Source organism: Streptomyces sp. NPDC050759, from assembly GCF_044456945.1.
In the GTDB taxonomy this organism is placed as follows: domain Bacteria; phylum Actinomycetota; class Actinomycetes; order Streptomycetales; family Streptomycetaceae; genus Streptomyces.
In genome coordinates this window covers 1-19,431 of the sequence record NZ_JBITGI010000011.1, presented here as the reverse complement: position 1 = coordinate 19,431, position 19,431 = coordinate 1, and the positions used below count along the sequence as shown (strand labels likewise).

The 19,431-nt window shown below is 69.5% G+C and carries 16 protein-coding genes; 9 read left to right on the top strand and 7 right to left on the bottom strand.

Features of this window, described 5'->3' with window-relative positions; genetic code table 11:
• Nucleotides 1-6 precede the first annotated feature (6 nt).
• The 5 genes from ACIBJB_RS29060 to eccCa form a co-directional block, all read right to left on the bottom strand.
• Entirely contained in the window at nt 7-609 is a 603-nt protein-coding gene (locus ACIBJB_RS29060; RefSeq protein WP_398934696.1) for a hypothetical protein, read from the bottom strand.
• Nucleotides 610-629: 20 nt separating this feature from the next.
• Nucleotides 630-1,346: a hypothetical protein gene (locus ACIBJB_RS29055; protein WP_398934694.1), complete on the bottom strand. Its 717-nt coding sequence runs from the start codon at nt 1,344-1,346 to the stop codon at nt 630-632.
• A 13-nt stretch (nt 1,347-1,359) separates the two neighbouring features.
• On the bottom strand, nt 1,360-2,664 hold the full coding sequence (locus ACIBJB_RS29050; RefSeq protein WP_398934692.1) for a hypothetical protein: 1,305 nt from the start codon (nt 2,662-2,664) through the stop codon (nt 1,360-1,362).
• Nucleotides 2,661-2,972, bottom strand: coding sequence for a hypothetical protein (locus tag ACIBJB_RS29045; protein WP_398934690.1), 312 nt, complete (start codon nt 2,970-2,972; stop codon nt 2,661-2,663). Before ACIBJB_RS29045 ends, ACIBJB_RS29050 begins: the two co-directional genes overlap by 4 nt.
• A gap of 86 nt (nt 2,973-3,058) precedes the next feature.
• Complete coding sequence (eccCa, locus tag ACIBJB_RS29040) at nt 3,059-6,997, bottom strand: type VII secretion protein EccCa (protein WP_398934688.1); 3,939 nt, start codon at nt 6,995-6,997, stop codon at nt 3,059-3,061.
• 260 nt (nt 6,998-7,257) lie between these two features.
• Here eccCa and eccD point away from each other — a divergent pair, with 260 nt between their 5' ends.
• The 6 genes from eccD (at nt 7,258) to ACIBJB_RS29010 (ending at nt 14,414) form a co-directional block, all read left to right on the top strand.
• Nucleotides 7,258-8,721 carry a type VII secretion integral membrane protein EccD gene (gene eccD / locus ACIBJB_RS29035; RefSeq protein WP_398934686.1) on the top strand — a complete coding sequence of 488 codons (1,464 nt, stop codon included), beginning with the start codon at nt 7,258-7,260 and terminating at the stop codon, nt 8,719-8,721.
• 253 nt (nt 8,722-8,974) lie between these two features.
• Nucleotides 8,975-9,262, top strand: a complete 288-nt coding sequence (gene rpsO, locus ACIBJB_RS29030) for a 30S ribosomal protein S15 (protein WP_005479656.1) — start codon at nt 8,975-8,977, stop codon at nt 9,260-9,262.
• A gap of 310 nt (nt 9,263-9,572) precedes the next feature.
• Nucleotides 9,573-11,795: a polyribonucleotide nucleotidyltransferase gene (locus ACIBJB_RS29025; RefSeq protein ID WP_398934683.1), complete on the top strand. Its 2,223-nt coding sequence runs from the start codon at nt 9,573-9,575 to the stop codon at nt 11,793-11,795.
• A complete protein-coding gene (locus ACIBJB_RS29020; RefSeq protein WP_398934681.1) occupies nt 11,792-13,171 on the top strand; it encodes a M16 family metallopeptidase in 1,380 nt (459 codons plus the stop codon). The genes ACIBJB_RS29025 and ACIBJB_RS29020 overlap by 4 nt, the downstream gene beginning before the upstream one ends.
• Before the next feature lie 35 nt (nt 13,172-13,206).
• The gene (gene dapB, locus ACIBJB_RS29015; protein WP_398934679.1) at nt 13,207-13,959 is read left to right on the top strand and encodes a 4-hydroxy-tetrahydrodipicolinate reductase; all 753 of its coding nucleotides are present in this window, start codon (nt 13,207-13,209) and stop codon (nt 13,957-13,959) included.
• On the top strand, nt 13,959-14,414 hold the full coding sequence (locus ACIBJB_RS29010; protein ID WP_398934677.1) for a hypothetical protein: 456 nt from the start codon (nt 13,959-13,961) through the stop codon (nt 14,412-14,414). Before dapB ends, ACIBJB_RS29010 begins: the two co-directional genes overlap by 1 nt.
• A gap of 69 nt (nt 14,415-14,483) precedes the next feature.
• On the opposite strand, the gene ACIBJB_RS29005 is transcribed toward ACIBJB_RS29010, so the two are convergent.
• A complete protein-coding gene (locus ACIBJB_RS29005) occupies nt 14,484-15,038 on the bottom strand; it encodes a phage holin family protein (RefSeq protein ID WP_398934675.1) in 555 nt (184 codons plus the stop codon).
• Between the two features lie 123 nt (nt 15,039-15,161).
• On the bottom strand, nt 15,162-15,401 hold the full coding sequence (locus tag ACIBJB_RS29000; RefSeq protein WP_398935164.1) for a hypothetical protein: 240 nt from the start codon (nt 15,399-15,401) through the stop codon (nt 15,162-15,164).
• Between the two features lie 178 nt (nt 15,402-15,579).
• On the opposite strand from ACIBJB_RS29000, the gene thyX reads away from it, so the two are divergent.
• The 3 genes from thyX (at nt 15,580) to ACIBJB_RS28985 (ending at nt 19,270) form a co-directional block, all read left to right on the top strand.
• Nucleotides 15,580-16,320, top strand: a complete 741-nt coding sequence (gene thyX / locus ACIBJB_RS28995; protein WP_398934673.1) for an FAD-dependent thymidylate synthase — start codon at nt 15,580-15,582, stop codon at nt 16,318-16,320.
• Between the two features lie 211 nt (nt 16,321-16,531).
• Nucleotides 16,532-17,431: a 4-hydroxy-tetrahydrodipicolinate synthase gene (gene dapA, locus ACIBJB_RS28990; RefSeq protein ID WP_398934671.1), complete on the top strand. Its 900-nt coding sequence runs from the start codon at nt 16,532-16,534 to the stop codon at nt 17,429-17,431.
• Nucleotides 17,432-17,584: 153 nt separating this feature from the next.
• A complete protein-coding gene (locus ACIBJB_RS28985) occupies nt 17,585-19,270 on the top strand; it encodes a ribonuclease J (protein ID WP_398934669.1) in 1,686 nt (561 codons plus the stop codon).
• Nucleotides 19,271-19,431: the final 161 nt, after the last annotated feature.

Sequence of the window (19,431 nt, the reverse complement as noted above, 5' to 3'; positions counted from 1 at the left end):
GGTCCCTCAACCGACCCGCGCCCCCGCCGCCTTGGCCCGCTCCCGGGCCTCCGGGCTGACACCGCGTCTGCGGGCCGCCATCCGGTCGTCGACGGCCGTGCGCTGGGCCAAGCCGAACAGCCGACGCGGTCCCGGTACGGCGACGACGCCCAGGAAACGCGGGTCGCCCGCGAACCAGACCTCGCCGACCTCGCCCGACCTGACCCTGCGGACCCAGAAGGTGTATCCGCTGCCCAGGAAGCTGCCGTAACCGAGGGAGACGGTCTTGTCCGGGCGCTCGGGATCCGCGAAGGAGAACCTGGTGGTGCCGTTCTTCGCGAGCGAGGCGGCCCCGGGGACCGACTGCCAGGGATAGACCCGCAGGACCCGGCGCAGCGACCGGATACCCAGCACCCTCGCGGTGTTCAGCATGGCCAGGTAGATCAGCACGAAGAGGGCCGGGAAGAGGACCCAAAGAGTCCACACGGGCGTCAGGAGCACCGCGTACATCCAGGCCACGAAGGACCCGAGAGAGAGGAGGAAGGCACTGAGCCGGAACGCGGCCGTGCGGCGCCAGGCCCGCCGGGTGGCCGGGTCCTCGTAAGCCGTCTTCGTCAGGGGCACGTCCACTGCGTTTCACTCCATCGGGGTCAGCCGAAGACCGCGCGCACGGACGCCTCGACCTCGGACTCGGGAATCTGGGCCTTGAACTCCTCGGGGAGCGGGTTGTCGAAGCTCACCATCTCCGCCAAGGCGCGGTGGATGTCACGGTAGTTCTCGCGAGCGCCGACGGCCGTCGTCGTCAGCGTGAGGACCGCGAGGTTCCGCCCGTCCGGGAAGGGCAGATACGCGGTCGCCTCGTACAGGGAACGCTGCCGGGAGTCGGCCTCCGCCGGCAGCTCCACCAGTGACTCGGTGAACGCGCCGGGCCCGCAGGGCAGGTCCACCACGGCGATCGGCAGCGCGTTCTTGCGTGCGGTTGCCGCCTGCGCCGCCGCCAGTTTCGGCGGGGTCCACGGGATCTCACGCCGGGCGAGCATGACGACCGACTCCAGCATGGCGCCGTCGTCCCCCTCGTGGGCGCCGATGGCGAAACTCACCACGCCTTCCCGCCGCATCTCCGAAGTGAGGGCCCTGGCCTGGGCGAGCTGCTCCAGGAAGCCGGCCTGCTCCTCCTGAGGGACCAGTTCGAGGAGCGACTCGACGGCCTCCACCACCCTCGCGCCCTCGGGAGACTCCGGATCGGCGAAGAGATCGCGGAAAGGGACCTCCACATAGCCGGGCGCGAGCGCGAACCACAGGTCGCAGCCACGCTCCATGGCCGACTCGTCGATGGCGTACTCGAACTCGTCCGCGTCGTCGGTCATGAGTTCCACTCCTTCAGTGCGTCGCGCCGAACAGGATCTTCAGCGTCTTGAGGGCGGTGGCACCATGGCCGGCCCCGTCGAAACTGCCGGCGCGGACACCGTCCGCCCCGGTCGCCGCGTTCTCCGCGACAGGGTTCTTGATCTCGTCCCACAGGTTCTTGGCCACGCCGTACGTGCCGGTCAGCGCTCCCGCGCCGGAGACCGAGACGTCGATGATCTTCGCCGCCGAGGACGGGTCGGCCGCACCCTTCACCAGCCAGGTGGTCAACGGGTTCTCGGCGGCGTGGATGCGCTGCGCGGCCAGCCAGGTCTTGCCGCCCGCACTGCTCAGCTTCTCGCCGAGGGTGAGTGCCTCCGCGCCGGCGCTCGCCGACCGCGCCGCACCGTTGACCCCGCGTGCGACGGCGCCGACGCCCGGGACCATGCCGAGGGTGTCGCCGACCACGCCCACCGCGTTGCTCCAGAAGTCGGCGTCGAACTCCCCTTTGGTGAACCCGTCCTTGAGCGATGCGCGCACCACCGGATTGGACAACCGGCTGATCAGCGTCGCCGCGCTCGCCGCCGCCGCGACCAGCAGGAGGATGGGGCCGACCGGTACGGCGAAGAAGAGCGCCGCGAGGCCCGCGATGGCCGCGATCGTGCCGAGGATGTCGGTGAGGTTGTCGCCCACCCAGTCCATGGCCTTCTCGAACCAGTTCGGCTCCTCGGGCGCCAGCTTGTCCGTGGAGTCCCGCAGCACCCGCGCCTTGCCGCGGGCGTCGGTGCCGTGCTCCTCCTGGAGCTCCTGCGCCTTCCTGACGACGTCGTTGTACGCGGTCCTGGCGTTGGTCACCGCCTCGCGTGCCTTGGTGAGCTCCTCGGTCGCCCGGTCCAGTCGTGCCTGTGCGTTCTTCAGCTCCGCGTCGTCCGTGAACGTCTTGCCCGCGAGCTTGAGGTCGGGGTTCGCGGAGGCCGCCTTCTCCTGGCCCTCCGCGGTCCCGATCTTCCCCTTCGCGTCCTTCGCGTCGCTGTCGAGGGCCCGCGCCCGCTGCTGGTAGCCGTCCAGCGCCTTCTGCCAGTCGGCCAGCGCGGTGGCTGCCCTGGTGATGGACGCGTGGGCGTTCTTCAGGTTCGTCGGCAGTGCCCCGTCGAGCTGCTCGCGGAAGGCGACCGCCGCGTCCCCCTCCCAGTCGCCGCCCGAGCGAAGGTTCTCGATCATCTTGTGGGCGTCGGAGATGGTCTGCGCCGACTTCTGGAGTCGTGTCGTCAGCTCCGACACGACGGAGACGCTGCCCGGTGCCGGGTCGAAGCCCAGGGAGGGATACGAGTTCGCCGTCACTTCGCGCCTCCCTGTGCCGCCGCCTTGCGGAAGCCCTCTTCGAGGGCGTGGTCGACCTCGTCGTAGTTGGCCTTGCTCTGGCCCACGCTGTCCGCGAACTTCCCGGTCAGCTCCGCGAGCTGCTCGGAGCCGTACTTCCAGTGCTCGTGGAACTCGGCACAGGCGTCATCGAGCTCCTTGGTGCCGATGCCCTCCGCGGACACGTCCTGCATCCACTTGCGGACGTTGTCCAGCTCGGCCTTCGCGTCCTCCAACGTCTTTTTGAACCGCCCCAGTTCGGCGGTGTCGGTCTTGAAATACTCCGTCACAGGCTCTCTCCCCGTTGGTCAGGTTTCTTTCACACAGACAAAGAGGGGCGGCCCGCAGACAGGGCCGCCCCTCCACCGGAGCAGGCTCAGCTCTCCGGCAGGTATCCCGTCTGGACGAGCTGGCCGCTCGACCGGCGCGAGATGAACTGGCCACGGCCCTGCGGCTGCGGAGTGGCCTTGATGTTGTTGAACACCGGGCCCTCCGACGGGTCGCCGGACAGCACGATGCCCTGCGCGCCGAGCTCCTTGATCCGGGTGAGGACCGGCTCGAAGGAGGAGCGCGAGGCACCGGAGGTGGTGCGGGCCAGGATGATGCGCAGGCCCAGGTCACGCGCGAACGGCAGGTACTCCAGGAGCACCGACATCGGGTTGCCCATCGACGAGGCGACGAGGTCGTAGTCGTCGATGAAGATGAACGCGTCCGGCTCGTTGTACCAGGAGCGGTTGCGCAGCTGGTCCGGCGTCACGTCCGGGCCCGGCATACGGCGGCTCATCGAGCCGGCCAGCGACTCCATGACCTCCTGGAGCTGCGGACCCGAGGCGCAGTACTTGTACATGTGGCTCTCGGGCATCTGGCCGAGCAGTGCGCGCCGGAAGTCCGAGACCACGAACAGCGCCTTGTTGGGCTGGTACCGCTCCGCGATCTGCTTGGCCATGAACCGCAGCAGCGAGGACTTGCCGGACTCGCTCTCGCCGTAGATGACGAACAGCGGGTCGGTCTCGAAGTCCACGAAGACCGGCGAGAGGGTGAGCTCGTCGACGCCGACCGCGATACCGCGGCTGCCGAAGTCTCCGCCGCCGGGCAGCTCGGACGCGTGCAGCATCGTCGGCAGCATCCGCACCTTCGGGGCCGGCGGGCCCTGCCAGGCGTTGTTGACGCTCTGCACGAGGTTCGCCATGCCGTCGGCGAGGTCCTCCACCTGCGTCGACCCGTCGATCCGGGGCGTGGCCGCGAGGTAGTCCAGCTTGTCCGGGGACAGACCGCGGCCGGGCTTGCCCATCGGCACGTTCTCGGCCCGCTTGCGATCGAACTCCGACTCCATCGCGTCACCCAGCCGCAGTTCGAGCCGGCTGAGGATCTGGTCGCGCAGCGCGGGCCGCATCTCGGTGTACCGGGTCGCGGTGATGATCAGGTGGATGCCGAAACCGAGACCACGGGTCGCAATGTCCGCGATGACCGGGTCGAGCATCTCGTAGTCGTTCTTGAACGTCGCCCAGCCGTCGATGATCAGGAAGACGTCGCCCCACTGCTGGTCGGGGTAGTGCCCCTGGGCCCGGCGGGAGCGGAAGGTGTTCATCGAGTCGATGCTCTTGGAGCGGAAGAACTCCTCACGGGCGCCCAGGATGCCGTGCACCTCCGCGACCGTACGACGCACCTTCTCCTGGTCCAGACGGGAGGCCGCGCCGCCCATGTGGGCCAGGTTCTCCAGCGCGAGCATGCCGCCGCCGCCGAAGTCGAGGGCGTAGAACTGCACTTCGGCCGGGGTGTGGGTGAGCGCGAACGACGTGATCATCGTGCGGACGAGCGTCGACTTGCCGGACTGCGGGCCACCCACGATCAGCGCGTGACCGGCGGACCCCGACAGGTCCGCGTACATCACGTCACGGCGCTGCTCGAAGGGCTTGTCGACCAGGCCGACCGGGATGATCAGCTTGCTCTGGGCGTGGTAGCCCTCGGCGTGCAGACCGCGCTCCGCGCTGATGTTGAGGGCCGGCAGCACCTGGTCGAGGCTGAACGGCTCGTCCAGCGGCGGCAGCCACACCTGGTGGGCGGGCGGCCCCTGACCGTCCAGGCGGCTGACGATGACGTCGAGGACGGTGTCGGCGAGCGCGTCGTCGACCTGGTTGCTCCGGGTCTCCGGCTCCGGCTCGGCGAGGATCCGCACCGGCACGGGCGCGGCGGTGAACAGCACGGGGGAGCGGTCGATGCGGCGGCCACCCTGGGCCATCGGGCCGTTGGCCCGGTAGGTCCCCGACACGTACGCGGCCTTGAACTGCACCATGGTCTCGGTGTCGTACTTGAGGATGCCCGCGCCGGGGACGTTCGGCAGGTGGTAGGCGTCGGGAACACCGATCGCCGTACGGGACTCCGCGGCAGAGAAGGTCCGCAGACCGATGCGGTACGACAGGAAGGTGTCGAGGCCGCGCAGCTTGCCCTCCTCCAGTCGCTGCGAGGCGAGCAGCATGTGCACACCCAGCGAACGGCCGATACGTCCGATCTGGATGAACATCTCGATGAAGTCGGGCTTGGCGGCGAGCAGTTCGCTGAACTCGTCGATGATCAGGACGAGCGAGGGCAGCGGGTCGAGCGCCGCGCCTGCCGCGCGTGCCTTCTCGTAGTCGGTGATGTTCTGGTAGTTGCCCGCCTGCCGCAGCAGCTCCTGACGGCGGTTGAGCTCACCGGTGATGGAGTCCCGCATCCGGTCCACGAGCGTGAGCTCGTCGGCCAGGTTGGTGATGACCGCGGAGACGTGCGGCATGTTGCCCATGCCGGTGAAGGTGGCACCACCCTTGAAGTCCGCGAGGACGAAGTTGAGCGTCTCGGACGAGTGCGTCACCGCGAGGCCGAGGACCAGGGTGCGCAGCAGCTCCGACTTACCCGAACCGGTGGCGCCGACGCACAGGCCGTGCGGGCCCATGCCCTCCTGCGAGGCCTCCTTGAGGTCCAGCATGACCGGATCGCCGCTCTCGCCGAGACCGATCGGCACGCGCAGCCGCTCGTGCAGGGTGCGCGGCCGCCAGGTGCGCGAGACGTCCACGCTCGCCGCGTCACCGATCTGCATCAGGTCGGTGAAGTCCAGGTTCGCCAGCAGCGGTTCGTCCGCGTCGGCGGCACCCAGACGCAGCGGCGCGAGCTGCCGGCCCAGCGACTCGGCCTGCGCCTGCGACAGCACGTCGGGGACACCGGTGAAGACACCCGTGCCCGCCTCCAGCTCCATGGCGTCGGGCCACACCCGCACCGACAGCGAGCCACGTGCCTCGTCGAGTTCACCGGGCACCACCTCGAGGATGGTCACGCCCTGCAGACCCTCCGCGGAGGCGAGCACCGAGTCGGCGGGCACCCCGCCGCCGTCGAGGACGACGACCACGTGCGGCTGGTCGAGCACCGGCGAACCGTCCCGGCTCCAGCGGGGGCGGCCCTCCAGCTGGTGGGCGATCATCTCCTCCAGCTCGCCGAGGTCGTAGCAGAGCAGACGCCGGCTGCCGGCGCCGTCGGACTCCTTGTGCTGCATGTGCGGCAGCCACTTGGTCCACTCCCAGTCCACCGCCGCACCCGGCGAGGCCACGACCGCGATCACCACGTCCTCGGGCGAGTGCAGCGAGGCCAACTGGCCGACCACGGACCGGGTCTGGCCGTAGACCGTCTCCGCGTCCCCGGAGATCGTCACGTGGTAGAAGGAGCGCAGCCCGATGGCCAGCGGGAGCTCGCCGAGCGTGCCGTAACTCGCGATGAACTGCTGCATCGCGTGCGCGGTCAGCGGCTCCAGCTCGTCCACGGGCGCGGTGTCGGGCGCGACCAGCGGCGTCGCCAACTGCTGCGGGCCCAGGCCGATCCGGACCTGGACGAAGTCCGGGTCCATGGCGCGCCGCTCCCACAGCCGCGACCCCTCGGCGACCAGCGCCCACAGCTGCTCCGGCGCCGGGTGCAGGTAGTACTGGGCGTCGCGCTGCTTGTGCACCGTGCGCCGCACCTCACGGCGCTTCTGCGCCAGGTACTTGAGGTAGTCGCGCCGGGCCTCGGCCATCTGACCGGACGGTCCCTTCCGGGCCCGCACGATCTGGGCGACCAGCATGGCGACCGTGGACACCATCATGAGGCCGCCCATGATCTTCATGAAGCCCTGGGCGCCGGGCATGAAGAAGAACGCCGCCGACGAACCCATGCCCAGCATGGGCAGCAGGTTCATCAGGAGGCTGTCGTCCTCGGTACGAGGGAGTTCGGGAGGTGACTCGAGCTTGACCTCCTCACTCGGCACCTCCGGCGGGAACACCCGCGGCGGGCGCTTGACGATGACGACGCTCACCGATCCACCAGTCCTTCACGCAATCGCAATGTCGAACCGCCCCCGTCGTGACGGCCCCCGTATGTTCGTCAACTCATGGGGCTTTGCCAACACATGAGTCGGGCGTTGATCCTACTGTTCTGCGGGCCCCTTGAGCCGGGAGGGGATGGGGAGAAGCCGCAAGAGGACGGTAGGGTGACGCTCCAAACGAAGCGCGGAGCGGGAATCGCCCTGGCAAACCGCGACGAATCACCGAGTACTGGACTAGGGGGAACCGTCAGGTGAGTACGGTTTCAGCAACCGGATTCTGCCGGGTCACGGTGGCGGCACCGAACAGCCGGATCGATGTGGCACTTCCCGAGGACGTGCCGCTCTCTGACGTCTACCCGGAGATCCTGCGGCTGTCGGGGCAGACCCCCGAAGAGGCCGCGCCCACCGGGTACAACCTCGTACGCAGGGACGGCTCCGTTCTCGACGACGGCCGCTCGCTCTCCGAACAGCAGATACGCGATGGCGAATTGCTGCTCCTGCGGCCGTTCGCGGACTCCCTGCCACCCGCCGTCTTCGACGACGTCGTCGACGCGGTGGCCGCCGTCGTCGAGGCCGACCGGCGCAGCTGGAACGACGGCATGATGCGCGTCGTCGGCCTGACCGCCGGCGCGCTGCTGCTGACGATGATGGCGCTGGCCCTGTGGTTCTCGGAGCCGCTGCGCCACGACATGCACGGACTGCCGGGCGTCATCGCCGGCGTCACCGGTGTCGTCCTCGTCGCGCTCGCCTCCGTCCGCGCCCGGGTCTACGACGACCACCACGCGGCCGTGGCCCTCGGCCTCGCCTCGCTGCCGCACCTGATGGTCGGCGGCTCCGGCGTCATGGCCCTCGACGCGGGCGAGGGCCCCGGACGGCTGAACCTCCTCGTCGGCCTCGCCGCCGTCCTCGTCGCCGCGGTGCTGCTCGTCCTGATGCTGCCCCAGAAGGACGCGCCCTTCATCGCCGCCGCGTTCGGCGCCGGCATCGGCGTCCTCGCCACCTTCGCCGCGATCGTCTCCGAGGCCGAGCCGCGCGAGACCGCCGCCGTCACCGCCGTGGTCATGGTCGCCGTCATCGGCTTCCTGCCCGGCTGGTCCGCCCGCTTCTCCCGGCTGCCCATCGGCTTCCGCTCGCCCGACCAGATCGCCAAGCGCGGGCGTGCCGAGGACCAGCAGGAGCAGGAGCCGGTCGACTACCAGCTCATCACCGATCAGGCCCGCCGCGGCCACGAGCTGCTGCTCGGCCTCGTCGGCGGCGCCGCGGTCACCGGTGTCGCCTCCGCGGGTGTGGTGCTCGGCTTCTCCAGCAGCGGCTGGGCCCAGCTGCTGTCGCTGGCGGCCGGCCTCGCCATGCTGATGCGGGCCCGTCTCTTCCTGTACACGTCCCAGGTCGTGACCCTGATGATCTCGGGCATCATCACCGTCAGCCTGCTGGTCCTCGGCCTCGCCCTGAACCCGCCGGCCGACATCATCAAGGACCTCGTCTACGACCACAACAGCGCCCCGCTGGACATCCGCACCGTCTGGCTGGCCGCCGCGGTGGCCCTGGGCGCCACGCTCCTGGTGGCCGTCGCCCTGATCGTGCCGCGCAAGGGCGTGACCCCCTTCTGGGGCCGGATGCTCGACCTGAGCGAGGGCGCGGTGCTCCTCTCCCTCGTCCCGCTGTGCCTGGCGGTCCTCGACCTGTACGCGGCGGCCCGCGGCATGACCAGCTGACCGTCCGCACACCTCGCGGCGGCTGTCACCCACACGGGTGGCAGCCGCCGCGGCATGTGTACGACACCGGCGTGGGCCGGGGCACTGCCGCAGGGCTGATACGCTGGCTGACGGCCGTTTGTGTACGCACCCCCGGAGCTCACCGCTCTGGAGGCCGCGCCCAGCGGATCCCCGCCTCCCGAGTTACGGAAGCTCCCCTGAGAAGTGGACCAGGGGCACTCGGTGGCTACCCAAGAGACTACGAGGAGTACGCGTGTCGCTCGACGCCGCTACGAAGAAGCAGATCATCACCGAGTTCGGTACCAAGGAGGGCGACACCGGCTCCCCCGAGGTCCAGGTCGCGATGCTCTCGCGCCGTATCTCGGACCTGACCGAGCACCTCAAGACCCACAAGCACGACCACCACTCCCGTCGTGGTCTGCTGATCCTCGTCGGTCAGCGCCGCCGCCTTCTCCAGTACCTGGCGAAGAAGGACATCCAGCGCTTCCGTGCGCTGGTCGACCGCCTCGGCATCCGCCGCGGTGCGGCGGGCGCCAAGTAGGACGCCGTGAAGGGAGCGGTTCCCGAAACGATCGGGGACCGCTCCCTTTGCCGTACGTGCTCAACGTACGGAAACGTGCGCAGTGTCACACCCACTTTGTAGTGTGGTAGCACAACGCAGTGACACGAGGAGAAGTGCACCTCGCCGCCGCCGGTCCTCGGTAGTGGCCCCCGGGCCTTGCGAACCCGGGTGCTTCGATCGAAGACCGGCCCGCACCAGATGGAGCGCTTCTCCGCTCACGTCCCCCCGCCACACGGGCGGATCGGGACAAAAGACGCAACGCAGACGAAAAGTAACGGAGAAAACGCTAGTGGAGAACGAGACCCACTACGCCGAGGCCGTCATCGACAACGGCTCCTTCGGCACCCGCACCATCCGCTTCGAGACGGGCCGCCTGGCCAAGCAGGCCGCCGGCTCCGCCGTGGCGTACCTGGACGACGACACCATGGTGCTGTCGGCCACCACCGCCTCCAAGAACCCCAAGGACCAGCTCGACTTCTTCCCCCTGACGGTGGACGTCGAGGAGCGGATGTACGCCGCCGGCAAGATCCCCGGCAGCTTCTTCCGCCGTGAGGGCCGCCCCTCCGAGGACGCCATCCTCACCTGCCGCCTGATCGACCGCCCGCTGCGCCCCTCCTTCAAGAAGGGCCTGCGCAACGAGATCCAGGTCGTCGCCACGATCATGGCGCTCAACCCCGACCACCTGTACGACGTCGTGGCGATCAACGCCGCCTCCGCGTCCACGCAGCTGGCCGGCCTGCCCTTCTCCGGCCCGATCGGCGGCGTCCGCGTCGCGCTGATCAACGGCCAGTGGGTCGCGTTCCCGACGCACACCGAGCTCGAGGACGCCGTCTTCGACATGGTCGTCGCGGGCCGCACCCTCGAGGACGGCGACGTCGCGATCATGATGGTCGAGGCCGAGGCCACCGAGAAGACCATCCAGCTGGTCAAGGGCGGCGCCGAGGCTCCGACCGAGGAGGTCGTCGCCGCCGGTCTGGAAGCCGCGAAGCCCTTCATCAAGGTGCTCTGCAAGGCCCAGGCCGACCTCGCGTCGAAGGCCGCCAAGCCCACCGGCGAGTTCCCGATCTTCCTCGACTACCAGGACGACATCCTGGAGGCGCTGTCCGCCGCCGTCCGCCCGGAGCTCGCCTCCGCGCTGACCATCGCGGGCAAGCAGGAGCGCGAGGCCGAGCTGGACCGCGTCAAGGCGCTCGCCGCCGAGAAGCTCCTGCCGGAGTTCGAGGGCCGCGAGAAGGAGATCTCCGCCGCGTACCGCTCCCTGACCAAGCAGCTCGTCCGCGAGCGCGTGATCAAGGAGAAGAAGCGCATCGACGGCCGTGGCGTGACGGACATCCGTACGCTCGCCGCCGAGGTCGAGGCCATCCCGCGCGTGCACGGCTCCGCGGTGTTCGAGCGTGGCGAGACCCAGATCCTGGGCGTCACCACCCTCAACATGCTCCGCATGGAGCAGCAGCTGGACACCCTCTCCCCGGTGACCCGCAAGCGCTACATGCACAACTACAACTTCCCGCCGTACTCCACCGGCGAGACCGGCCGCGTCGGCTCCCCGAAGCGCCGCGAGATCGGCCACGGCGCCCTCGCCGAGCGCGCCCTGGTCCCGGTCCTGCCGACCCGCGAGGAGTTCCCCTACGCGATCCGCCAGGTCTCCGAGGCGCTGAGCTCCAACGGCTCGACGTCCATGGGCTCGGTCTGCGCCTCCACCATGTCGCTGCTGAACGCCGGTGTGCCGCTGAAGGCCCCCGTCGCCGGTATCGCCATGGGCCTGATCTCCCAGGACATCGAAGGCGAGACGCACTACGTCACCCTCACCGACATCCTCGGTGCGGAGGACGCCTTCGGTGACATGGACTTCAAGGTCGCCGGCACCAAGGAATTCGTCACCGCCCTGCAGCTCGACACCAAGCTGGACGGCATCCCCGCCTCCGTCCTGGCCGCCGCTCTCAAGCAGGCCCGTGACGCCCGCCTCCACATCCTCGACGTGATGATGGAAGCGATCGACACGCCGGACGAGATGTCCCCCAACGCCCCGCGGATCATCACCGTCAAGATCCCCGTGGACAAGATCGGCGAGGTCATCGGCCCCAAGGGCAAGATGATCAACCAGATCCAGGAGGACACCGGCGCGGACATCACGATCGAGGACGACGGCACGATCTACATCGGCGCGGTCGACGGACCGTCCGCCGAGGCCGCCCGCACCACGATCAACTCGATCGCCAACCCGACCATGCCGGAGGTCGGCGAGCGCTACCTGGGCACGGTCGTCAAGACGACCACCTTCGGCGCGTTCGTCTCGCTGCTCCCGGGCAAGGACGGTCTGCTGCACATCTCGCAGATCCGCAAGCTCGCCGGCGGCAAGCGCGTGGAGAACGTCGAGGACGTGCTCGGTGTGGGCGCCAAGGTCCAGGTCGAGATCGCCGAGATCGACTCCCGCGGCAAGCTCTCCCTGATCCCCGTGATCGAGGGCGAGGAAGGCTCCTCCGACGAGAAGAAGGACGACGCCGACCAGTGACGTCCCCCGGCTCCAAGGCGACGGCCCGCACCTCCTCGGAGGCGCGGGCCGTCGCCCGTACCCAAACCCTGATCAAGGGCATGAACGGCATCGGTACCGTCCGCAAGACCACCCTCCCCGGTGGCCTGCGCATCGTCACCGAGACCCTCCCCTCGGTCCGCTCCGCGACCTTCGGCATCTGGGCGCACGTCGGCTCCCGCGACGAGACGCCCGCGCTCAACGGCGCCACGCACTACCTGGAGCACCTCCTCTTCAAGGGCACCACCCGGCGTAGCGCGCTGGACATCTCCTCCGCCCTCGACGCGGTCGGCGGCGAGATGAACGCTTTCACGGCGAAGGAGTACACGTGCTACTACGCGCGCGTGCTCGACGCCGACCTGCCGCTGGCCATCGACGTCGTCTGCGACATGCTGACGGGCTCGCTCATCCTCGAAGAGGACGTCAACGTCGAGCGGGGCGCGATCCTCGAGGAGATCGCCATGACCGAGGACGACCCGGGCGACTGCGTGCACGACCTGTTCGCGCACACCATGTTCGGCGACAACCCCCTCGGCCGCCCGGTCCTCGGCACGGTGGACACCGTCAACGCCCTCACCGCCGACCGCATCCGCCGCTTCTACAGGAAGCACTACGACCCGACCCATCTCGTCGTCGCGGCCGCAGGCAACGTCGACCACAACAAGGTCGTACGACAGGTCCGCGCCGCCTTCGAGAAGGCCGGCGCCCTGAAGAGCCCCGACGCCCTGCCCATCGCCCCGCGCGACGGCAGGCGCGCCCTGCGCACCGCGGGCCGCGTCGAGCTGATCGGCCGCAAGACCGAGCAGGCCCACGTCGTCCTCGGCATGCCCGGCCTGGCCCGCACGGACGAGCGCCGCTGGGCCCTCGGCGTGCTCAACACCGCCCTCGGCGGCGGCATGTCCTCGCGCCTCTTCCAGGAGGTCAGGGAGAAGCGCGGACTGGCGTACAGCGTCTACTCGTACACCTCCGGCTTCGCCGACTGCGGCCTGTTCGGCGTGTACGCCGGCTGCCGGCCCTCGCAGGTCCACGACGTGCTGAAGATCTGCCGCGACGAACTCGACCAGGTCGCCGAACACGGCCTCTCGGACGACGAGATCGGCCGCGCCATCGGCCAGCTGAGGGGCTCCACGGTCCTGGGCCTGGAGGACACCGGCGCGCTGATGAACCGCATCGGCAAGAGCGAGCTGTGCTGGGGCGAGCAGATGTCCGTCGACGACATGCTGGCCCGGATAGCGTCGGTCACCCCGGACGACGTGCGTGCGGTCGCCCGCGAGATCCTGGGACAGCGTCCGTCGCTGGCGGTCATCGGCCCGCTGAAGGACAAGCAGGCGGCCCGACTGCACGAGGCCGTCGCCTAATCCACCCCGGTTGCATCGGTTAAGGAAACAAGAAGATGAGCAAGCTGCGCGTGGCGGTCCTCGGAGCCAAGGGCCGGATCGGCGCCGAGGCGATCAAGGCCGTCGAGGCCGCCGAGGACATGGAGCTGGTGGCCGCCCTCGGCCGGGGCGACGAACTGCGGACCCTGGCCGAGACCGGCGCCCAGGTCGCCGTCGAACTGACCACGCCGGCCTCGGTGATGGACAACCTCGAGTACTGCGTCGGCCACGGCATCCACGCCGTCGTCGGTACGACGGGCTGGACCGACGAGCGCCTCGCGCAGCTGAAGGGCTGGCTGGACGCCTCCCCGCAGACGGGCGTCCTCATCGCGCCCAACTTCTCCATCGGGGCCGTCCTGACGATGAAGTTCGCGCAGATCGCCGCGCCCTGGTTCGAGTCCGTCGAGGTTGTCGAGCTCCACCACCCCAAGAAGGTCGACGCCCCGTCCGGCACCGCCACACGCACGGCCCAGCTGATCGCCGAGGCCCGGCGCGCGGCGGGCACGGCCCCGGCGCCGGATGCCACGGAGACGGCCCTGGACGGGGCGCGCGGCGCGGACGTCGACGGGATCCCCGTCCACGCCGTCCGCCTGCGCGGCCTGCTCGCCCACCAGGAGGTCCTGCTCGGCGGCGAGGGCGAGACCCTGACCGTCCGCCACGACTCCCTCCACCACAGCAGCTTCATGCCGGGCATCCTGCTCGGCGCCCGCCGCGTGGTCACGACCCCGGGCCTGACCTTCGGCCTGGAGAACTTCCTGGACCTGGGCTGATGCGCGCCAAGCTGTCCTACGCCCTCACGGCCGCCGTCCTGGTCTTCTACTTCGTCCTGGTCGGCAGCCGCGGCGTCATGCTGATCCAGTCCGGCACCCTCGTCACCGTCACCTTCGGTGTCGCGGTGCTGATCCTGCCGGTGATCGGCGTGTGGTTCCTGTGGAAGAACACCCAGTTCGTCCGCAGGGCCAACGCTCTCGCCGCCAAGCTCGACGCCGAGGGCGGCCTGCCCGTCGACGAGCTGCAGCGCACGCCCGGCGGCCGGATCGACCGTGACTCGGCCGACGAGGTCTTCGCCAAGCGCAAGGCCGAGACGGAGGCGGCTCCCGACGACTGGCGCAGCTGGTTCCGCCTCGCCGTCGCCTACCACGACGCCCGCGACACCCCCCGGGCGCGCAAGGCGATGCAGCGCGCGATAGCCCTGCACGACGGCAGGCCCGTCCAGCAGTCCTGAGGTCTCGGCATGGCGAAGGGGGCCGGCCCTGGTGCGGACCGGCCCCCTTCGCCATGCACCCCGCCGGGCTCAGACCCGCCCGTACTCCGCGGCCCAGGCCTCCACCGCGTCCGCGGCCCGCTCGAACGCCTGGCCGCGCGCGAGGAAGTCCGCGTTGTGCGTGGTCAGCAGCGGCGACACGTCCTGCGGTGCCTGGCCCTGCCGTACGAGGGTCAGGGCCTGCCCCTGGACCGTGCGCGGCAGTCCGAGCCAGCGCACCGGCTGCTGTGCCGTCCGCACGGCGACGACCTGCTCCCAGCGCACCGTACGAGTGAAGAGGAAGCCCACCCGGCGCACCCCGCGAGCGCTGACCCACACACCCATGCGCAGCAGCCGCAGCGCACCGACGATGACGAGCGCCGCGATGCCGAACACCACACCGGCCTCGGACGGCGAGTCCGTCAGCGCGATGATCACCGCCGCGAACAGCACGTACGAGGCCAGCAGCAGCAGGATCGCGGCCACGCCCACCCGCCACGGACCGGGCCGGTAGGGCCGGCGCCAGTGGTCACGGTTGTCGAACGGCAGCGCGACGTCGTCCGTCGTCTCGAATGCGCGGTCGGCCGTCAGGAAGGGCAGGGGCACGGCGGGTCCTCACTCGGTCCATGCGGTGGGCTGTGCCCGGTGAGGCTATCCGCCGGTAACCCTGTCGGCCACCTCAGGGGGTCCATGGGGGTAGCTCCCACGCCATTCCGGCGGTGGGGACAGTCAGCGCCCCTGGGAGGCCTGCGACTGCTGATTCTGTGCGGGCGCCTGATCCTGTGACAGCGCCGGCATCCCGAGGACCAGGGACCCCACCAGTCCGGCGACGATGGTGAGTCCCGTCAACCAGCGTCCGGCGATCTCACCGGCGGACGCCTTCTGGCGGGGTGGAGGGGTGACATTGCTGCGGAACCTGTCGGCTTCGGCGAGAAAGGCGAACGGTACGGGCTCGCGCCGACGCAACAGCATGGGGGTACTTCTCCCTTCAGGGATCGAACGAATCGCTGCTGTCTGTACAGACGAGCGGTTGCCGCAAAAGGTGCCCGGTTTCGCCGACTTAACTCGGTCACGACAGTGAAAGTCCCGTTTGGCGGGTCGTAGAGTGGCGTCGCCATACGACGAGCTGGGAAGGACCCTCCGAACCGTGACCCCCACCCCCGACGACGATTTCAAGATCGAGCTGCGCGACGACGTCACTGTCGAACTGGTCAAGCACAGCGCGGCCGACTCCGACGTGCTGTTCGCCGCCAGGGTGTCGACCGTCGGAGAGCAGTCCCTGGAAGAACTGGGCAAGGACCCGGAGCGCTCCAAGGGCCTGATCAACTACCTCATGCGGGACCGGCACGGCAGCCCGTTCGAGCACAACTCCATGACCTTCTTCATCAACGCCCCGATCCTCGTCTTCCGCGAGTTCATGCGGCACCGCGTGGGCTGGTCGTACAACGAGGAGTCCGGCCGCTACCGGGAGCTCCAGCCCGTCTTCTACGTCCCCGGCCCCGACCGCAAGCTCGTCCAGCAGGGCCGCCCGGGCAAGTACGTCTTCGTCGAGGGCACCCCCGAGCAGCACAAGTCGGTCGGCAGCGCCATGGAGGAGTCGTACCGCCAGGCGTACCGCGCCTACCAGGAGATGCTCGCGCAGGGCGTCGCCCGCGAGGTCGCCCGCTCGGTCCTCCCCGTCGGCCTGTTCTCCTCGATGTACGCCACCTGCAACGCCCGCTCGCTCATGCATTTCCTCGGTCTGCGCACCCAGCACGAGCAGGCGAAGGTGCCGTCGTTCCCGCAGCGGGAGATCGAGATGGTCGGCGAGAAGATGGAGGCGGAGTGGGCGAAGCTCATGCCGCTCACCTACGCGGCCTTCAATGCGAACGGCCGTGTGGCGCCGTAACGGACGGCTGTTTCCCCGCTGAGCACAGATGTGCGGGCCCTCGCGGCGAAGTGTCCGTATTGCGGCATTTGGAGAAGTTCACTTAGCCTGATCGAACGGACCCGGCACTGCTTGAACCCCCGAGCAGGCAGTGCCGGGCTCCGCATTTGTCACCACTTGTCGCGTCCCCCTAGGGCAGACCCCACCTTGAGCAACGAGTAGCGTGTTACCCATGGCTCCGACCTCCACTCCGCAGACCCCCTTCGGGCGGGTCCTCACCGCCATGGTCACGCCCTTCACGGCGGACGGCGCACTCGACCTCGACGGCGCACAGCGGCTCGCCACCCACCTGGTGGACGCAGGCAACGACGGCCTGATCATCAACGGCACCACCGGCGAGTCCCCCACCACCAGTGACGCGGAGAAATCGGACCTGGTACGAGCCGTACTGGAGGCGGTCGGCGACCGCGCCCACGTCGTCGCCGGCGTCGGCACCAACGACACCCACCACAGCATCGAGCTGGCACGGGCCGCCGAGAGGGTGGGCGCGCACGGCCTGCTGATCGTGACGCCGTACTACAACAAGCCCCCGCAGGAGGGCCTGTACCGGCACTTCAAGGCCGTCGCCGACGCCGCGGAGCTGCCCGTCATGCTCTACGACATCCCGGGCCGCAGCGGCGTCCCGATCAGCACCGAGACGCTGGTCCGGCTCGCCGAGCACCCACGGATCGTCGCCAACAAGGACGCCAAGGGCGACCTCGGCCGCGCCAGCTGGGCCATCGCCCGCTCCGGCCTCGCCTGGTACTCCGGCGACGACATGCTGAACCTCCCGCTGCTCTCCGTCGGCGCGGTCGGCTTCGTCTCGGTCGTCGGCCACGTGGTCACCCCGGACCTGCGCGCCCTGGTCGAGGCGTTCGTCTCCGGCGACGTACAGAAGGCCACCGAGATCCACCAGAAGCTGCTCCCGGTGTACACCGGCATGTTCCGCACCCAGGGCGTGATGACGACCAAGGCCGCGCTCGCCCTCCAGGGCCTGCCCGCCGGGCCCCTGCGCGCCCCCATGGTGGAGCTTTCCACCGACGAGATCGAGCAGCTCAAGATCGATCTTGCCGCCGGCGGGGTACAGCTCTAGCACCAGACTTCGCGCGCCCGGCGCGCAACCTGACTCAACAACTGAATACGCGGGCCACCGGTGCCCGCACCACAACGACAACTGCTACACGCACGAACGTCATGCACGCCATGTGCCCCACCGGTACGTGGCGTGTGTGGTGAGGAGAGTCTTTTGAGTCATCCGCATCCTGAACTGGCCCCGCCCGCGCCTCTTCTCGAAGGCGCCCTGCGGGTCACCCCACTCGGCGGTCTCGGCGAGATCGGCCGAAACATGACGGTCTTCGAATACGGCGGCCGCCTGCTGATTGTCGACTGCGGGGTCCTCTTCCCGGAGGAGGAGCAACCCGGAATCGACCTGATCCTGCCGGACTTCTCGTCCGTCAGGGACCGCCTCGACGACATCGAGGGCATCGTCCTCACCCATGGCCACGAGGACCACATCGGTGGCGTCCCCTTCCTCCTCCGCGAGAAGCCGGACATCCCCCTGATCGGCTCCAAGCTGACCCTCGCTCTCATCGAGGCCAAGCTCCAGGAGCACCGCATCCGCCCCTACACCCTCGAGGTGGCGGAGGGACACCGCGAGCGCATCGGTCCCTTCGACTGCGAGTTCGTCGCGGTCAACCACTCCATTCCCGACGCCCTGGCGGTCGCCATCCGCACGCCCGCCGGAATGGTGGTCCACACGGGCGACTTCAAGATGGACCAGCTCCCGCTGGACGGCCGTCTCACGGACCTGCACGCGTTCGCACGGTTGAGCGAGGAGGGCATCGACCTCCTTCTCTCCGACTCCACGAACGCCGAGGTCCCGGGCTTCGTCCCGCCGGAGAAGGACATCTCGAACGTCCTGCGGCAGGTCTTCGGCAACGCCCGCAAGCGGATCATCGTGGCGAGCTTCGCCAGCCACATCCACCGCATCCAGCAGATCCTGGACGCGGCCCACGAGTACGGCCGCCGGGTCGCGTTCGTCGGCCGCTCGATGGTCCGCAACATGGGCATCGCGCGAGACCTCGGCTATCTGAAGGTCCCCCCGGGCCTGGTGGTCGACGTCAAGACGCTCGACGACCTCCCGGATCACGAGGTCGTGCTGGTCTGCACGGGCTCCCAGGGCGAACCGATGGCAGCCCTGTCCCGCATGGCCAACCGCGACCACCAGATCCGGATCGTCAACGGCGACACGGTGATCCTCGCGTCCTCGCTGATCCCCGGGAACGAGAACGCGGTCTACCGCGTGATCAACGGCCTGACCCGCTGGGGCGCCAACGTCGTCCACAAGGGCAACGCCAAGGTGCATGTCTCGGGCCACGCGTCCGCGGGCGAGCTCCTGTACTTCTACAACATCTGTCGGCCGAAGAACCTGATGCCGGTCCACGGCGAATGGCGGCACCTGCGCGCCAACGCCGAGTTGGGCGCCCTGACCGGCGTCCCGCACGACCGGATCGTCATCGCCGAGGACGGTGTCGTCGTCGACCTCGTAGAGGGCAAGGCGAAGATCTCGGGCAAGGTCCAGGCGGGATACGTCTACGTCGACGGCCTCTCGGTCGGCGATGTCGGTGAGCCGGCCCTCAAGGACCGCAAGATCCTCGGCGACGAAGGCATCATCTCGGTCTTCCTGGTGGTGGATTCGTCCACTGGCAAGATCACGGGCGGCCCGCACATCCAGGCCCGCGGCTCCGGCATCGACGACTCGGTGTTCAGCGACGTGATCCCGAGGATCACCGAGGTCCTGGAGCGCTCGGCGCAGGACGGCGTGGTCGAACCCCACCAGCTGCAACAGCTGGTGCGGCGGACCCTGGGCAAGTGGGTCTCCGACACCTATCGCCGCAGGCCGATGATCCTGCCTGTGGTGGTGGAGGTCTGACGGACCGTCGGACACTCGTCCCAGTGAACCAGGAGCGGGGGGGGGGGGGGGGGGGGGGGGGGGGGCCGCGCCCCCCCCGCGCGGGTTGCGAGCCCGCCGCGGCGCGCCCCGCCCGCGGCGCCCGGCCCCCCCCCCGCCGCGGCGGGGGGGGGGGGAGAGAC

What these genes read in the sequence shown, in the direction of transcription:
- ACIBJB_RS29010 (WP_398934677.1), top strand. Translation starts at nt 13,959, where the DNA reads ATGCGCGCCAAGCTGTCCTACGCCCTCACGGCCGCCGTCCTGGTCTTC.
- ACIBJB_RS29055 (WP_398934694.1), bottom strand. Translation starts at nt 1,346, where the DNA reads ATGACCGACGACGCGGACGAGTTCGAGTACGCCATCGACGAGTCGGCC.
- dapB (WP_398934679.1), top strand. Translation starts at nt 13,207, where the DNA reads ATGAGCAAGCTGCGCGTGGCGGTCCTCGGAGCCAAGGGCCGGATCGGC.
- dapA (WP_398934671.1), top strand. Translation starts at nt 16,532, where the DNA reads ATGGCTCCGACCTCCACTCCGCAGACCCCCTTCGGGCGGGTCCTCACC.